Genomic DNA, 15,751 nt, shown 5'->3' on the forward strand with positions numbered 1-15,751 from the left:
GCTCGGCCCGGGGCCACGGCGGGGGGAGGGGCGGGACGGGCATCCGTACGCGCGGATGCGCCCGCGTCCACCGGCCCATTCCGCGAGGCCCGGACGTCGTCGGCACCCGGAACGGACGGACCGGGCGCACTGCCGGCAGGTGCTCGGACTGACTTCGTGGACAGAGGCGCACGAAGCACACCGTTGCGGGACAGTTCCGGATTCGCACCGGATTCCCCTGCGGCGACAGCGAGGACGAGCATACATGTGGGGGGCGCCGATCTCGGCACCCCCCACATGTTGTGTCCCGTCGCTCAGATCTCCAGGGAGAAGGCGAGCAGCGGCGACAGGCCCGGTACCGGGCTCCAGTCCCGCTCGGGCAACCGGGTGAAGCCCAGGCGCTCGTAGATCCGGTGCGCGGACGCCATCCGGTCCTGGGTGGACAGCACCAGCCGCGCGCACCCGTCGAGGGAGTGCGCCCGCTCGACGCAGGCCCGGACGAGCGCCTCCCCGACGCCCCGGCCGCGCGCCGCGCGCGCCACGGCCAGCAGCCGGAACTCGGCCTCGCCGGGGACCGCGATGTCCGCCCACTCGCCGCCGCCGGGGGTGAAGGTCACGCCGCCGAGCAGCGCCCCCGAGGCGTCCACGGCGACCAGCACCTCCGCCTCGGCGACCCGCCGGGTCACGTCCTTCATCACCGGCAGGTAGGCGTCGTCCTCGCCGAAGGTGAGGTGTCCGTCGTCGAGGTAGGCGCGCGCGGTGATCTCGCCCAGCTCCTCGTGCTCCTCGGGCCGTACGGCCCTGATCGTGAAGTCCATGCCGGAAGTCTGCCGGGCGGGCACGGCGAAGGCCCGGGGTTTTCTCCGCCCCGGGCCCTCGCGTCGTACGGACGTGCCGGTCAGTGGGTGGAGGCGCCGAGCTTCGGGAGCTCGGTGTCGACCCCGCGGTCGCCGGCGTCGGCCGTGTAGTCCGACGGGGAGGTCTCGTCGACGCCCTCGGGGGCCTTCAGGGCCTTGAGGACGAAGGTGAGGACCACCGTGACGACGACGTTGAGGACGAAGGCGGTGAGGCCGATGTAGCCGATCTCACCGATGCCCGGGATCTCCGCCGAGGAGCCGCCGAAGTGCTTCTGGGTCGGGCTGGCGACGCCGTACGCGGCGGCGGTGCCGTAGACCATGCCGACGGCCCAGCCGGCGAGCAGCGCCCAGCGGTGGAACCAGCGGGTGAAGAGACCGCCGACCAGGGCCGGGAAGGTCTGCAGGATCCAGATGCCGCCGAGCAGCTGGAAGTTGATCGCGACGGTCTTGTCCATGGTGAGGACGAAGGCGAGCGCGCCGACCTTGACCAGCAGCGAGACCAGCTTGGAGACCTTGGTCTCCTGCTCCGGGGTGGCGTCCTTCTTGATGAAGTCCTTGTAGATGTTGCGGGTGAAGAGGTTGGCCGCGGCGATCGACATGATCGCGGCGGGGACGAGCGCGCCGATGCCGATCGCGGCGAACGCGACGCCCGCGAACCAGTCCGGGAACATGTTCTCGAAGAGCTGCGGGATGGCGAGCTGGCCGTTGGCCACCTTGACCCCCGCGGCGATGGCCATGAAGCCGAGCAGCGCGAGCAGGCCGAGCATCAGCGAGTAGAGCGGCAGGATCGTGGTGTTGCGGCGGATGACCTCGCGGCTCCGGGACGAGAGCGTCGCCGTGATCGAGTGCGGGTACATGAAGAGCGCCAGCGCCGAGCCGAGCGCGAGCGTGGCGTAGGTCCACTGGCCGGCCTCGCCGGGCACCAGGGCGCCGCGCGGTTTCTCGGTCGCCGGGTTGACCGTCGCGTAGGCCTCGCCGGCCTTGGCGAAGATCTCGTCGAAGCCGCCGAGCTTGATCGGGATGTAGATGATCGCCACCGCGATGACGACGTAGATCAGGGTGTCCTTGACGAAGGCGATGAGCGCCGGGGCGCGCAGGCCCGAGGAGTACGTGTACGCCGCGAGGACGCCGAAGGCGATGAGCAGCGGCAGGTCCTTGATGAACCAGTGGGTGTCCTCGCCGCCGCCGACGCCCATCACGTCCAGGACGGCCTGGATGCCGACGAGCTGGAGCGCGATGTACGGCATGGTGGCGAGGATGCCGGTGAGCGCGACCGCCAGCGACAGGCCCTTGGAGCCGAAGCGGCCGCGGACGAAGTCCGAGGTGGTCACGTAGCCGTGCTTGTGCGAGACCGACCAGAGCCGCGGCAGGAAGGTGAAGATCAGGGGGTACACCAGGATCGTGTACGGCACGGCGAAGAAGCCCGCCGCGCCCGCCGCGTAGATGGCCGCCGGGACGGCGACGAAGGTGTACGCGGTGTACAGGTCGCCGCCGAGCAGGAACCAGGTGACCCAGGTGCCGAACGACCGGCCGCCCAGGCCCCATTCGTCGAGGCTGTTCTCGTTCTCGGCCTTGCGCCACTTGGAGGCGAGGAAGCCCATGACCGTGACGGCCAGGAAGAAGAAGATGAAGACGGCGAGCGCCACGCCGTTGACGCCGTCCTTCATCGCGCGTCACCTCCCTTGCGGGCGCGCTGGTCGCGCTGCCACAGCTTGTAGGCGACCATCGTGAGCACGGTCGACACCAGGACCCAGAGCATCTGGTACCAGTAGAAGAACGGGATGCCGGCGAAGAGCGGTTCGACCTTCGCGTAGGAGCTCACCCAGAGCATCGCCACGAACGGGGCTGCCAGGCACAGTGCGATGACGATCCTGGTCGGTGTGATGACCGGTTGTTTCCCGGTTGTGGCTTCTGACATGGTGAGAGCGTCCCCTTGTTGATCAGCGTCCGATGCCGAGGAAATGTAGGGGACTGCTTTCCCGAACGGAACCCCTCACCGTTGCACGGCTCGGCGGGGCGATCGGTTCAGACGGGATTCCGACGGGTCAGAGCCAACCCTCCTTCACCGCCCGGACACCCGCCTCGAAGCGGCTGCGGGCGCCGAGCCGGGACATCAGCTCCGAGCTCATCCGGCGCACCGTGCGCAGCGAGACGCCGAGTCGGCGGGCGGCGATGTCGTCGGTGCAGCCGATGGCGAGGAGCATGATCAGCTCGCGCTCCTGGGGGGAGAGGTCGTGGGCGTCACGGCGGGGCGCCTCGCCGAAGGGGGTGCCGGCCTCCCACAGGTGGTCGAAGAGGACGCCGAGCGCGTGGACCAGCCCGGGGCTGCGCACCTCCAGGGCGCCGGCGCGGCCGTCGCCGGGGTCGACGGGGACGAGGGCGGCCTCCCGGTCGACGATGACCATGAGGAGCGGGACGACGGGCACGGTCCGGGCCTCGCCGCCGAGTTCGCAGTACCAGCGGACGTAGTCGACGGTGGGCTGGTCGTTGCGGAAGCTCTCCTGGTAGATGGAGCGGATCCGGACGCCGCGCTCCAGCGCGAGCTGGTCGAGGGGCTGGCTGGCGTCCATGGTGTCGGGCAGCTGTGCCCCGCCGACCAGGAGGGAGAGGCATTCCTCCCGGGCTCCGGCGGCGAGGGATGCGAGCCGTCGGCGCACGGCGTCCAGACCCGTCACGCGCTCCACGACGTCATGGGCGGGGCCCGGTCCGCCGGCGGACGCGGCGAGGATGTCGGCCACCGCCCGCTCGGCCCGCTCGACCTCGCGGCGACGGCGGCTCAGCTCGGCCTCGGCGCGGGCGAGGAGGAAGGAGAAGCTGACCTCGGGGTTGAACGCCACCGGGGTGCCGGATTCGTCCTCCATGGCGACGAGCCGGGCCTCGGCGAGCAGGCCGAGCGCTTCGCGGACCTGCTCCTGGGGCCAGTCGAGCCGGGCGGCCAGGCCGGCCACGCCCTCCTCGGGATGGTCGAGCATGAGTCGGTACACGGTCTCGGCCGACCGCTGGATCCCCAGCGCCTCCAACAAGGCGTATCCCCCCGGTCAGAACCCTGTGTGCGTCCGTGCGTCCGTGCCCCTGGGCACGTCGGGCGTGCGCGGCGATCGTATGACGTCACCACGCTCAGGTATAGACCAATGGGACTTCTCGCGCGAGTACGTCAGGTCGAGGGGGCGCGGTGCAACAAACGCCTGCGGGGCGGGAGTTCGTGCTCCAGGATGGACGAGGGTTGGTCTAGTCCAACCTCCCGTCCGTCTTCCGCCGCCCCATCGAAAAGGACCGCACCCCATGGCGATCCCGCAGCGCACCGTCGTCCTCGGCGCCCTCCCCTTCGGCACCAGCGTCGACGAGGCCACCTCGTTCGCGATCCTCGACCGCTTCACCGAACTCGGCGGCACCGTCATCGACACCGCCAACAACTACGCGTACTGGCTCGACGGCGCCACCGGCGACGAGTCCGAGGCCACCATCGGGCGCTGGCTCGCCGCCCGGGGCAACCGCGACTCCGTCGTCCTGTCCACCAAGTGCGGAGCCCGCCCCCGTCCCGGCACCGACGAGTGGGAGGGACTCTCCGAGAAGGTCGTGAAGGCCGCCCTCGACGACAGCCTCGTCCGTCTCGGGACCGACCGCGTCGAGGTCTTCTGGGCCCACGTCGAGGACCGCGCCGTCCCGCTCGCGGAGACCGTCGGCGCCCTCGCCGACCTGGTCGACGACGGCAAGGCGGGCGAGCTCGGCGCCAGCAACCACGCCACCTGGCGCGTCGAGCGCGCCCGCGCCCTGGCCGGCGACCGCCCCCGCTACACCCACCTCCAGAACCGCCACTCCTACCTGCTGCCCCGCTTCGACAAGGCCCTGCCCTCCACGGCGCACGTCCACGTCACCCGCGAGCACCTCGACTACGCCCGCGCGGAGCAGCTGCCCGTCTGGGCCTACAGCTCCCTGCTCTCCGGCGGCTACACCCGCCCCGAGATCGGCATCCCCGAGGCGTACGACCACCCCGGCACCCCGCCCCGGCTCGCCGCCCTCGCCGAGACCGCCCGCGAGCTCGGCGCCACCGTCAACCAGGTCGTCCTGGCCTGGCTGCTCGGCGGCGAGCAGCGGATCCTGCCGATCGTCGGCGCCAGCCGCGTCGAGCAGATCGAGGAGGTCATGGGAGCCCTCGCCCTGACGCTCGACCCCGAGCAGCGCCGCCGCCTCGACGAGGCCGGCGCCTGACGGTCAGCCCCGGTCCGCCCGGAGCGCCACGGGGGCGGGGGAGACCAGCAGCTCCTGCCCCCGGTGGTCGGACAGGCCGCCGGGGTCGGTCAGCGCGTACCGGTGCACGCGCAGCCCGCCGCCGGTGAACGTCCAGTCCAGCCGCCACAGCGGCAGCGGTCCCGGCCCCCAGCTCACCGGAAGCGCCGAGGACGAGGCCGCCACCGCGTCGGAGAAGGCGCCCCGCAGCCCGTCCAGATCGCCCATCGCCGGGGTGGTGTTGAAGTCCCCCGAGATCAGCAGCGGGCGCGGGTTCGCCCGGGCGTCCGCGAGCAGCGCCGCGAAGTGCTCCTTCCGCACCGCGTCGGTCTCCCGGACCACCCGGTAGAAGCCCCGGCTCAGCGGCGACCGCTCGATGTCCAGCTGCACCGGGACGTGCACGTTGTAGAACGACACCACCCGCCCCGCCACGTCGACGTCGGTGCGCAGCACCTTGTTCCGCTCGAACCGCTCCCGCCACGGCACCGACCGGTCCTCCGTCGCCTGCCCCGGGCCGACGGCCGGAGTGGCCACCACCGGGAAGCGCGAGAGCGTCACCAGCTCGCCCCGCACCACCACCCGGTAGCCGGGAAAGGCGGCGCGCAGCGCGGCCAGCCGGTCGATCTCCGCGTGCGTCCCGCCCCGCCACGCCAGGTACTCCTGGAGCAGGTACACGTCCGCGTCCTTCGACCGCAGGAAGCGGTGGAAGGCGGCCGGGTCGTCGGTGGTGTCCCAGTACAGGGTGTTCCAGGAGAACACCCGCAGCGCGTCCGCCGGCGCCGGCGGCGGACCGCCCCCCGGCACCAGCGCGCCCCAGTGCAGCCCGGCCCGGCCGGCCCCGGCGAGCAGCAGCACCGCCAGCGCCCCCGCCAGCCACCGGCGCCGCGCCCGGTCCCGTACGCCCGCGCACAGCGCGAGCAGCGCCAGCGGCACCGCGAGGAAGGCGATCGGGGGAGCGAGGTCCGGCAGCAGCCACGGCCACCACGCCCCGCTGAGGAACAGGCCCGGCACGGCGAGCAGCGCCCACCCCGCCACGGCCACCGCGAGCACCCGCGGGAAGGTCGTCCGAAGATTCACGACCGGGAACGCTAGCAGTCCCCAAGTCGACTGATCCGCAGCACAGTTGACCGTCTCGAACTGCGAGAAGAGGCGATACGGGAACGATACGCGACCCATACGCGGACCCGGTGTGCTCCTCCCATGACGCAAACCGTGTCGGTCGTCATACCGGCCTACAACTCCGCACGCACGCTGGACGCCTGCCTCGACTCCGTGTTCGCCCAGACCCACCCCGTCCACGAGGTCATCGTCGTCGACGACGGCTCCACGGACACCACCGCCGAGATCGCCCGCCGCCGCCCCTGCACCCTCCTCGGCGGCGGCGCCAACCGGGGCGTGTCCGCCGCCCGCAACACGGGCATCGCCGCCGCCACCGGGGACGTCCTCTTCTTCCTCGACTCCGACGAGGCCCTCACTCCCGGCTCCGTCGAAGCGGCCCTGGAGATCCTCCGCGCGGACCCCGCCGTCGGCTGCGTGCACGGTGTCATCGCCCCCGAACCGCTCGTCGACGACGGCCCCGTCGAGTGGTACAAGACCCTCCACGCCTACTGGTGGCGGGCCCGCGGCGCCGGAGTCGTCGAGACCGCCTTCTTCGCCCAGGCGGCCGTCCCCCGCGAGGTCTTCGACCGCGTCGGCGGCTTCGACGAGTCCCTGCGGGACTCCGAGGACCTGGAGTTCAGCGACCGGCTCGCCCCGCACTACCGGATCGTCCTCACCGAGCGGGTGATGGCCCACCACGACGAGGAGCACCGGCTCGGCCCGCTCCTCGCCGAGACCTACCGGCGGGCCCTCCTCCTCGTCCCCGCCCTGCGCTCCGCGAAGGCCGGCGGCCGCACCAACCTCACCGCCAACACCCCCGCCTCCGTCCTCGCCGCCGCCCTCCTCCTCGGCTCCCCGGTCCTCGGCGCGCTCCTCGCCCTCCTCGGCGCGCCCGGCGCCTGGCCCGCCCTCCCGGCCGCCGCCGGACTCCTCGCCTTCTGCGCCGCCAACGCCGGGCTCGTCCGCTTCGCCGCCCGCCGCCGGGGCCTCGCCTTCGCCCCCTTCTTCACCGCCGTCCACCTCGCCTGCCACACCGCCCTCCTCGCCGGGGCCGCGGTGGGAGCCGTCCGGGGGGCACCCGCCCCCACCACCCCGGCGACCCCCTCCGCCGCGAAGGCGGGCACCCCGTGATGGACCGCGTCCGCCGCTGGCTCACCCCCGTCGTGGTGGTCGCCGCCCTCGTCGGCGTCTTCCTCCTCGTCAAGGACCAGGGCGCCGAGGCCGCCCGCGCCTTCGCCCGCGCCGACGCCGCCCCGCTGCTCGCCGCCTCCGTCCTCGCCAACATCGCCGGACTCGTCCTCGCCGTCCACGCCTGGCGCGTCCTCATCCCCGGCGACCACCCGATCCGGGGGCTGCTCGCCGCCAAGATCTACTTCCTCGGGCAGCTCAGCAAGTACGTGCCCGGCCGCGTCTGGGGCGTCCTCACCCACATCGCCCACGGCCGCGCGGCCGGCGTGCCCGGCGCCCGCATGACCTCGGCGTACGTGCTCAGCCTCGCCCTCACCCTGCTCACCGGAGCCGCCGTCGGTCTCGCCGCCGCGCCCGCCGCGCTGCCCGGCCACTGGTACTGGCTCTGCCCGCCGGCCCTGGTCTTCCTCGCCGGCGTCGTCCGGCCCGCGATCATCACCCGGCCGGTCACCTGGCTCACCCGGCTCGCCCGCAGGCCCGTCGACCCGCCGCCGGACACCGCCGTCCGCCGGGCCGTCCTCCTCGCGCTCGCCTCCTGGACCGCCTCCGGCCTCCACCTGTGGTTCCTGCTCCTCGCGATCGGCGCGCCCCCGTGGTCCGGGCTCGGCGCCGCCGTCGGCGGCTTCGCCCTGGCCACCGTGGTCAGCAGCCTCGCCGTGATCGTCCCCGACGGCTGGGGCGTGCGGGAGCTCACCCTCACCGCCGCCCTCGCCACCGTCCTGCCCGGCGGCCTCGCCGCCGCCGCGGCCCTCGCCAGCCGCCTGGTCTGCGTCCTCGCCGAACTCGGCAGCTCGGCGGTGGTCCTGGCCTGGTCCCGGCTCCGCGGAGCCGGCGACGTCCCGTCCGCCGAGCACCCGACGAAGCCGCCCCACCGGCCCGACACCCCCCACCGTCCGGGCCCCCACGCCGGCCCGCCCCCACGCCCCGAGTACGCCGACATCCCCCACGCCCACCCGTACCGCCTCACCCTCCCGATCGGAGAGAACGCCCGTGTACACCCTTGACGAAGCCGAGCGGTTCGACGTCGACCAGGTCCACTCCCTCTACCGCCGCTACGTGAACAAGAGCCAGGTCTCCCTCATGACCTCCTTCGGCTTCGGCCGTGAGCTGGTCAGGAGCGCCGAGGGGTCCCACCTCACCCTCACCGACGGCCGCCGCGTCCTCGACCTCACCGGCGGGGTCGGCGTCCTCAACCACGGCCACAACCACCCCCGCATCCTCGCCGCCCGCGAACGCTTCGCCCGCGACAGGCGGATGGAGGTCCACAAGACCTACTTCTCGCCCTACCTCGCCGCCCTCGGCCACAACCTCGCCGAGATCCTCCCCGGCGACCTCGACATGGCCTTCCTGCCCAACTCCGGCGCCGAGGCCGTCGAAGGCGCCGTCAAGCTCGCCCACAAGTTCCACAACGGCAAGCGCCACACCGTCCTGCGCGCCGACTGCGCCTTCCACGGCAAGCTCCTCGGCTCCGGCGGACTCACCGGCCAGGCCCAGTTCGGCTTCCCCACCATCCCCGGCATCGACACCTTCCGCTACAACGACCTCGACTCCGTCCGCCGCGCCGTCGCCGCCCACAAGGGCGACGTCTACGCCCTGCTCATCGAACCCTTCAGCGCCTCCACCATCCAGGAGTGCTCCGAGGAGTTCCTGCGCGGACTGCGCGAGATCTGCGACCGCGAGAAGATCATCCTGATCTTCGACGAGATCTACACCGGCTGGGGCAAGACCGGCTCCCTCTTCCACTTCATGCGCTACCCCGGCCTCGTCCCGGACGTCCTCACCACCTCCAAGTCCTTCGGCGGCGGCAAGTCCTCCATCTCCGCCTACATCGCCCGCGAGCCGGTCTTCCGCAAGGTGTACGACAACCTCGGCGACGCCCTGATGAACTCCACCTCCACCACCTACTACGGCTTCGGCGAGGAGTGCGCCACCGCCCTCGAAGCCGTCAACATCGCCGTCGAGGACGACTACCCGGCCCGCGCCCGCGCCCTCGGCGCCGTCCTCCGGCCCGGCCTGGAGCGGCTCGCCAAGCAGTACCCCGACGAGATCGGCCGCGTCGCCGGAGCCGGCGCCCTCTGGGGCGTCTTCATCGAGGGCGGCCCGAAGATCCTCGACCTGGTCGCCAAGCTCGCCCCCGGCGGCATGGCCCGCGACCCCCGCTTCAAGACCAAGCTCGTGACCTGCGCCGTCATCAACGCGCTCTACCAGGACCACGACATCTACACGTACTACACGCTCAACGGGCTCAACCCGCTGATCATCGGCCCCTCCCTCGTCACCGAACCCGAGGAGGCCGAGCGCGTGGTCGACGCCCTCGACGACGTCCTCTCCCGCGGCCTCACCGGCCTCGTCGCCCGTTTCATCAAGCAGAAGGTGAGCTCCCAGTGGTGATCACGATCACCGGCGCGGCCGGCATGCTCGGCTCCCGGCTGGCCGAACGACTCCTCGCCGAAGGCCACGAGGTGCGCGGGGTCGACCTGCGCCCCGGCCCCGGTGTCGCCCTCACCGGCGACATCCGCGACCGCGAGCTGATGGACCGGGCGCTCGACGGCGCCGACGTGCTCGTCCACGCCGCCGCCGCCCTGCCCAGCTACCCCGACGAGCAGATCCGCTCGATCATCGTCGGCGGCACCCGGAACGTCTTCGCGGCCGCCGCCGCGGCCGGCACCCCCCGGGTCGTCCACATCTCCTCGACGGCCGTCTACGGCCTGCCGACCATCGTGCCGACCCCCGAGGAGTACCCGCGCGAACCCGTCGACACCTACAGCCGCGCCAAGGCCGCCGCCGAGGAGATCGCCGAGCGGTACCGGGCCGAGGGCATGTGCGTGCCGATCCTCCGCCCCAAGACCTTCGTCGGCCCCGGCCGCATGGGCCTCTTCTCGATGCTCTTCGAATGGGCCGAGGAGGGCCGCAACTTCCCCGTCCTCGGCAAGGGGAACGTCAAGATCCAGATGTTCGCCGTCGACGACCTCGTCGACGCCGTCGTCACCGTCATCCACGCCGACGACGACGTCGCCAACGACACCTACAACCTCGCCGCCGCCGAGTTCGGCACCCTCCGCGAGGACTTCCAGGCCGTCCTCGACGCCGCCGGCCACGGCAAGCGGGTCGTCGGCCTGCCCGCCCGGCCCGCGCTCGCCCTGCTCAGCGTCCTCCAGCGGCTCAAGCTCTCCCCGGTGTACGGGCGCCTGCTGCACAAGCTCATGGACGACTCGTACGTGAGCATCGACAAGGCCAAGGCCCGCCTCGGCTTCACCCCGCGCCACTCCAACGCCGACGCCGTGCTGCGCACCTACGACTGGTGGCGGACCGCCCGGCACACCGCCCCGGCGGCGGGCGCGACCGGGCGCACCAGCCGAGACCCGTGGAAGCAGGGCCTGCTGTCCACCGCGAAGATCTTCTTCTGAAGGGCCGTGCGATGAACCAGCTCACCCGCACCACACCGCACCCGCCGAACCGCCCCGTCCCGCACCCGACGGGGGCGGCCGTCCCCCAGCCCCCCGCCCTCCCGCAGTCCGGCGCCACGGACCCGGCGCCCCCTCCCGCCCCGGCGCCCGGCCCCGCATCCGCCACCGAATCCCGGTCGGACCCCGGACCGGCCGTCCCGCCCACCCCGACCGCCCCGCCCGATCCCCCGCTCCGCGGGCGGCGCGGCCTGCCCGCCCCGCTCGCCCTCCTCCGCCCCGGCCAGTGGCCGAAGAACCTCCTGGTCGTCCCGCTCGCCCTGCTCGACGGCGGCTGGGGCGGCGGTGGCGCGGGCCGCGTCGGCCTCGCCCTCGGCGCCTTCATCCTCGCCTCCTCGCTCGTCTACGTCCTCAACGACATCGCGGACGTCGAACGCGACAAGCGGCACCCGGTCAAGCGCCACCGCCCGCTCGCCTCCGGCCGGATGAGCATCCCGGCGGCCTGGGCGACGGCCGCCGCCCTCGCCGCCCTGCTCGTCCCCGCCCTCTACCCGCTCGGTCCCGGCGGCGCCCTCGTCGTCGGCGCCTACCTCGCGGTGAACGGCGCCTACAGCTGGAAGCTCAAGCACGTCCCGCTCATCGACGTCTTCGTCGTCGCCACCGGCTTCGTGCTCCGCCTCCTCGGCGGCTACGAGGCCACCGGCCGGCCCGCCGGGATGTGGCTCGTCCTCACCGTCCTCGCCTTCTGCCTGGTCCTCATCCTCGGCAAACGCCGCCACGAGCTGAGCGTCTCCGGCACCGGCCACCGCCCCGCCCTCGTCGGCTACTCGGCGCACTTCCTCGACCTCGTCCTGGTCCTGTGCTCCGCCCTCGCCGTCGTCGGCTACCTGCTCTACCTGCGCACCGAGTCCGGCTTCGGCCCCTACGCCCTGCTCACCGTGGTCTGCGCGCTGCTCGCCCTCTTCCGCTACCTCCAGGTCGTGGTCGTCGACGGCGGCGGCGGCGAACCGGTCAAGACCCTGCTGCGGGACCGCGTGATGCTCGTCAACGCGGGCGTGTGGGGCGCCCTGCTCCTGCCCCGGCTCGCCGTCTGACCCCGCACGCCGCGCCTTCAGCGAACCCCTCCCGCCCACGAACCGCCGAGGAACCCCGATGACCGCACCCCTCGTCTCCGTCGTCGTCCCCATGTACAACGACCGCCGCACGGTCGACCTCTGCCTGCGCTCCGTCCTCGCCCAGACCCACCCGAACGTCGAGGTGATCGTCGTCGACGACGCCAGCACCGACGGCTGCGCCGAGATCGCCGCCACCCACCCCGTCCAGCTGGTCCGCGTCACCGAGAACGGCGGACCCGGCGCCTCCCGCAACGAGGGCGTCCGCCGCGCCCGCGGCGAGATCGTCTTCTTCCTGGACGCCGACCTCACCATGCACCCCGAGGCGGTCGCCGAGGCCGTCGCGCTCTTCGACGAGCATCCCGAGTACGGGGCCGTGTTCGGAGTCCCCGACAAGGAACCCCTCTTCCCCGAGCCGCTCGTCGGCCAGTACCGCATCCTCCAGTACCACTACTGGCGCAAGAGCGCCGAGGGCGACGTCAGCGGCGGCTTCTACGCGCTCGGCGCGGTCCGCAGACCGGCGTTCATGGAGGCCGGCTGGTTCAACACGGCGCTGCGCCAGACCGAGGAGATCGACCACGCGGAGCGGCTCGCCGCCCGGTGGCCCATGCTGCTCACCTCGCGGATACGGGGACGGCTCTCCGACGAGAGCCGGATGAAGCCGCTGTTGCGCAAGGCGTTCGTCCGCAGCCGGCTGCGGGTGCCGTTCTACTTCGACCGGGGCCGGGCCATGCAGGGCATGGAGACCGGCGGCCGGGCCGCCGCCTCCGCCCTCGGCGGGCTCGCCGTCGCCGCCCTGCCGCTCGCGGCCGTCTGGCCCGCCGCCGCCCTGCCGGTCGCGGCGGCGGCCCTCGCGGGCTCGGTCCTGGCCGACTTCGGCCAGTACCGCTTCGTCGCCGAGGAGCGCGGCCTCGCCTTCACCGCCTTCTTCACCGGCGCCCACCTGCTGGTCAACACCGCCGTGGTCGCCGGTCTGGCCACCGGACTCGCCCAGTACGCGACCAGCGGCCGCTTCCGCCGCATGTACCAGCCGGGCGAGGCGCTGGCATGAGCGTCACGCCCACCCCGCTCCGCACGTCCGGGGCGTCCGGCGGCCCGAGGGGGACCGAACCGTCCGGAGGGGGCGAGCCGTCCGGAGGAGCCGAGCCGTACGGGGAGGCGGGGAAGTCCGGAGCGGCCGGGAAACCGGTGGCCGCCGGCCCGGACCGGGCCGAGCCGTCCGCCGCGCACCCGGATCCGGCCCGGCCCGGCCGGGTCCGGCGGATCGCCCGGGGGACACGCCTCTGGTACGGGCGGGCCGTCGTCGCCGCCTCGGCCGTCTGGCTCGCCTACGCCGTCGTGCGGTGGCTGGTCAGCGGTCGCTGGCACTGGTCGATCATGCTCGACGTCGTCCCCCCGCTGATCCTCCTCGGCACCCCGCTCCTGCTGCTGGTCGCCTCCGCCGCCGCCTGCGGGCGCCGCCGCCCGGTCGCCGCCGCCGTCTCCGGCACGGCCCTCGCCCTCGCCCTGGTCACCGGGTCCGGGCTCAACTGGTCCGCGCTCCGGCACGAGCCGGGCCCGGTCCCGGCGGGCGCCCTGCGGGTGGTCTCCCTCAACACCCAGTACTGGGCGATGGCGACCGGATCCGACCGCCTGATCGCCCTGCTCAAGAGCCGGAACGCCGACGTGTACCTGCTCCAGGAACACGTCGGCTGGACCCCCGGCCTCGGCGAGGACGGCTACTGGCGGCTGGAGGACGACGCCGCACTGCGCCGCGCCTTCCCCGGATACCACATGGCCCGCCGGGGCGAGCTGCTCACCCTCTCCCGCTACCCGATCGTCGCGCAGCACCCGGTGGGACCCGGCCCGGCGCTCACCTTCGGCGAGCGTCCCGACTTCGGCCAGGTGTTCGCGCGGGAGAAGGTGCTCCGCACCGACCTCGCCGTCGGCGGCCGGGTGCTGAGCGCGTACAACGTGCACATCACCGTGCCGCTCGCCCTCGACAACCTCAACCCCTTCACGGACTTCGACCACGACGGCTATCTGCGCCGCAAGCACGCCTGGCGGCAGGCGGAGTTCGCGGCCCTGAAGCGGGACGTGGCCGCCAACACCCACCCGACCGTGATCGCGGGGGACTTCAACGCCACCGCCGCCATGCGCTCGCTCGACGAGCTGCGGCGGGTGGCCCGGGACGCCACCCCCGCGAACCCCTCCTTCCTGCCGCTGAGCTGGAAGTTCGCCTCGCTGGGGGAGTTCGGGGAGGACGAGCTGTTCAACCGTGACCTGCCGTTCTTCCGGGTCGACTGGGCCTTCACCAAGGGCTCCACGACCCTCCACCGCTACGACTTCCTGCCCACCGACGGGATCTCGGAGCACCGGATGCAGGAGCTGCGGCTCTCGCTGTGACGGCCCCGGCCGGTCCGGTCACGCCGAGAGGCACTCCACCCGCTCGCCCAGCAGGATCGACCGCTCCAGGGCGCTGAGCCGCGGGCCCGGTTCGATGCCCAGTTCGTCGACGAGCGTCAGCCGGATCCGCCGGTAGGCGGCGAGCGCCTCGGCGGTCCGCCCGGACCGGTGCAGGGCGAGCATCAGCTGGCCGTGCAGCTGCTCCCGGAAGGGATGGGCGACGGTCAGCGCCATCAGCTCCCCGACCACGTCCGCGTGCCGGCCGAGTGCCAGCTCCAGGCGCAGCTTCTCCTCGGTGGCCCGGATCCGCAGCTCCTCCAGGCGCAGCACTCCCGGTTCGAGGGCGGGGGTGCTCTCGCCGGCGAGGACCGGGCCCGTCCACAGGGCGAGCGCGTTGCGCAGTTCCAGGACGGCCTCGGCGCGCCGGCCGTTCTCGGCGAGGTCCCGGGCGCGGGCGGTGCGGGACTCGAAGACCGAGGAGTCGAGCTGGTCGGGGCCGATCCGCAGGCGGTAGCCGTACGACAGGGTCTCGATGGCTTCGGGCGAGCCGAGGGAGGCCAGGGCGCGGCGCAGCGCGGAGACACAGATGCGGATCTGGGTGCGGGCGCTGGCCGGGGGCCGCGGCCCCCAGACGGTCTCGACCAGGGTCTCGGGGGAGACGGCCCAGTCGGGTTCGAGGGCGAGGGCGGCCAGGACGGTCCGGGCTCGCCGGCCGCCGAGCGGCACCGCTCGGTCGTCGACGGTGGCCCGCAGCGGGCCGAGCACATGGAGGAACACGACGAAGTCTCCCCGTTCGTTTCTCGGTCAGGTGGTCGGGGTGGCCCCGGCGGGGGCGCTCACAGGAGGCGGCAGTCGGCCACCGTGTAGCCGCGGAGTTCGGGCGGGTCGGCGGCGAGCATCCGCAGGCAGATGTCGAGGGCCCGTCCGATGGCGTCGAGTTCGTCGGGACAGTCGACGCAGAGCGCGATCCGGACGGAACCGCCGGCGACGAGGGCGCGGGTGGTCTCGACGGGGTCGGTGGGGCGCACGGCCTGCCGCAGGGTGTGCAGGACGTCGCCGGAGGTGGGGTGGGCGGTGTCCGCCACGGCGGGTGCGGACAGCGAGACGCCGATGAGGTAGATGGCCGGATCCGAGCGGTGCGGGCCGGTCAGCCCCAGGAGAAGCCGTCGCCGGAGGCGGTGGGGGTCGGCGTGGGGACGGCGGCCGGGGCGGGCGCCGTGGCCGGTGCCGTGGCGGCGGTGGGCGCGGTGGCGGCCGGGGGAGCGGTCTCGGCGGCGGCGAGCAGGGCGCCGGCGACGGCGAGCGGGGCGAGGGCGGTGACGAGGGCGCGGCGGGCGGACGCGGGCATGGCGGAGTACCTCCGGTGGGAGCGGTTCGCGGGATCGGTGTCGTCACGCCCCTCGGAGGGGCTCTCTCGACGTGTTCCAGCTTGCTCGGCCGGGGCCGGGTCTGTCAGTGCCTCCGGGGTGGCATCAACCGACCGGGCGCTTGGCGCCAGCTC

General features: G+C 73.3%; 16 protein-coding genes and 1 riboswitch. Of the genes, 8 read left to right on the plus strand and 8 right to left on the minus strand.

Annotated features, from left to right (window positions below; all coding sequences use genetic code 11):
- Nucleotides 1-129 precede the first annotated feature (129 nt).
- Nucleotides 130-229, minus strand: a riboswitch (adenosylcobalamin-variant (AdoCbl-variant) riboswitch).
- A gap of 64 nt (nt 230-293) precedes the next feature.
- The 4 genes from IE287_RS05960 to IE287_RS05975 form a co-directional block, all read right to left on the minus strand.
- Entirely contained in the window at nt 294-797 is a 504-nt protein-coding gene (locus IE287_RS05960; RefSeq protein ID WP_189847843.1) for a GNAT family N-acetyltransferase, read from the minus strand.
- Between the two features lie 80 nt (nt 798-877).
- Nucleotides 878-2,503, minus strand: coding sequence for a monocarboxylate uptake permease MctP (gene mctP, locus IE287_RS05965; protein ID WP_189847844.1), 1,626 nt, complete (start codon nt 2,501-2,503; stop codon nt 878-880).
- Nucleotides 2,500-2,754: a DUF3311 domain-containing protein gene (locus tag IE287_RS05970; RefSeq protein ID WP_189847845.1), complete on the minus strand. Its 255-nt coding sequence runs from the start codon at nt 2,752-2,754 to the stop codon at nt 2,500-2,502. Before IE287_RS05970 ends, mctP begins: the two co-directional genes overlap by 4 nt.
- 127 nt (nt 2,755-2,881) lie before the next feature.
- A complete protein-coding gene (locus tag IE287_RS05975; protein ID WP_189847846.1) occupies nt 2,882-3,859 on the minus strand; it encodes a LuxR C-terminal-related transcriptional regulator in 978 nt (325 codons plus the stop codon).
- Between the two features lie 259 nt (nt 3,860-4,118).
- On the opposite strand from IE287_RS05975, the gene IE287_RS05980 reads away from it, so the two are divergent.
- The gene (locus IE287_RS05980) at nt 4,119-5,045 is read left to right on the plus strand and encodes an aldo/keto reductase (RefSeq protein WP_189847847.1); all 927 of its coding nucleotides are present in this window, start codon (nt 4,119-4,121) and stop codon (nt 5,043-5,045) included.
- 3 nt (nt 5,046-5,048) lie between these two features.
- Here IE287_RS05980 and IE287_RS05985 read toward each other — a convergent pair whose 3' ends face one another.
- Nucleotides 5,049-6,140, minus strand: coding sequence for an endonuclease/exonuclease/phosphatase family protein (locus IE287_RS05985; RefSeq protein ID WP_189847848.1), 1,092 nt, complete (start codon nt 6,138-6,140; stop codon nt 5,049-5,051).
- A gap of 123 nt (nt 6,141-6,263) precedes the next feature.
- Between IE287_RS05985 and IE287_RS05990 the strand changes: the two genes are divergently transcribed.
- Genes IE287_RS05990 through IE287_RS06020 form a run of 7 tightly spaced genes read left to right on the plus strand, consistent with a single transcriptional unit; the run spans nt 6,264 to nt 14,250 of the window.
- Nucleotides 6,264-7,292 carry a glycosyltransferase family 2 protein gene (locus IE287_RS05990; RefSeq protein WP_189847849.1) on the plus strand — a complete coding sequence of 343 codons (1,029 nt, stop codon included), beginning with the start codon at nt 6,264-6,266 and terminating at the stop codon, nt 7,290-7,292.
- Nucleotides 7,292-8,353: a lysylphosphatidylglycerol synthase domain-containing protein gene (locus IE287_RS05995; protein WP_229883330.1), complete on the plus strand. Its 1,062-nt coding sequence runs from the start codon at nt 7,292-7,294 to the stop codon at nt 8,351-8,353. Before IE287_RS05990 ends, IE287_RS05995 begins: the two co-directional genes overlap by 1 nt.
- Nucleotides 8,340-9,740: an aspartate aminotransferase family protein gene (locus IE287_RS06000; protein ID WP_189847851.1), complete on the plus strand. Its 1,401-nt coding sequence runs from the start codon at nt 8,340-8,342 to the stop codon at nt 9,738-9,740. The genes IE287_RS05995 and IE287_RS06000 overlap by 14 nt, the downstream gene beginning before the upstream one ends.
- The gene (locus tag IE287_RS06005; RefSeq protein WP_189847852.1) at nt 9,734-10,756 is read left to right on the plus strand and encodes an NAD-dependent epimerase/dehydratase family protein; all 1,023 of its coding nucleotides are present in this window, start codon (nt 9,734-9,736) and stop codon (nt 10,754-10,756) included. Before IE287_RS06000 ends, IE287_RS06005 begins: the two co-directional genes overlap by 7 nt.
- Before the next feature lie 11 nt (nt 10,757-10,767).
- Nucleotides 10,768-11,847 carry a UbiA prenyltransferase family protein gene (locus IE287_RS06010; RefSeq protein ID WP_189847853.1) on the plus strand — a complete coding sequence of 360 codons (1,080 nt, stop codon included), beginning with the start codon at nt 10,768-10,770 and terminating at the stop codon, nt 11,845-11,847.
- Between the two features lie 58 nt (nt 11,848-11,905).
- Entirely contained in the window at nt 11,906-12,916 is a 1,011-nt protein-coding gene (locus IE287_RS06015; RefSeq protein WP_189847854.1) for a glycosyltransferase family 2 protein, read from the plus strand.
- Nucleotides 12,913-14,250: an endonuclease/exonuclease/phosphatase family protein gene (locus IE287_RS06020; RefSeq protein ID WP_189847855.1), complete on the plus strand. Its 1,338-nt coding sequence runs from the start codon at nt 12,913-12,915 to the stop codon at nt 14,248-14,250. The genes IE287_RS06015 and IE287_RS06020 overlap by 4 nt, the downstream gene beginning before the upstream one ends.
- A gap of 18 nt (nt 14,251-14,268) precedes the next feature.
- On the opposite strand, the gene IE287_RS06025 is transcribed toward IE287_RS06020, so the two are convergent.
- From IE287_RS06025 to IE287_RS06035, 3 genes are all read right to left on the minus strand, one after another.
- Nucleotides 14,269-15,027, minus strand: coding sequence for an AfsR/SARP family transcriptional regulator (locus IE287_RS06025; RefSeq protein WP_189847856.1), 759 nt, complete (start codon nt 15,025-15,027; stop codon nt 14,269-14,271).
- Nucleotides 15,028-15,086: 59 nt separating this feature from the next.
- Nucleotides 15,087-15,335: a hypothetical protein gene (locus IE287_RS06030; protein ID WP_189847857.1), complete on the minus strand. Its 249-nt coding sequence runs from the start codon at nt 15,333-15,335 to the stop codon at nt 15,087-15,089.
- Nucleotides 15,336-15,397: 62 nt separating this feature from the next.
- Complete coding sequence (locus IE287_RS06035) at nt 15,398-15,598, minus strand: hypothetical protein (protein WP_189847858.1); 201 nt, start codon at nt 15,596-15,598, stop codon at nt 15,398-15,400.
- Between the last annotated feature and the right edge of the window lie 153 nt (nt 15,599-15,751).

This window comes from Streptomyces omiyaensis, from assembly GCF_014650895.1.
In the GTDB taxonomy this organism is placed as follows: Bacteria; Actinomycetota; Actinomycetes; order Streptomycetales; family Streptomycetaceae; genus Streptomyces; species Streptomyces omiyaensis.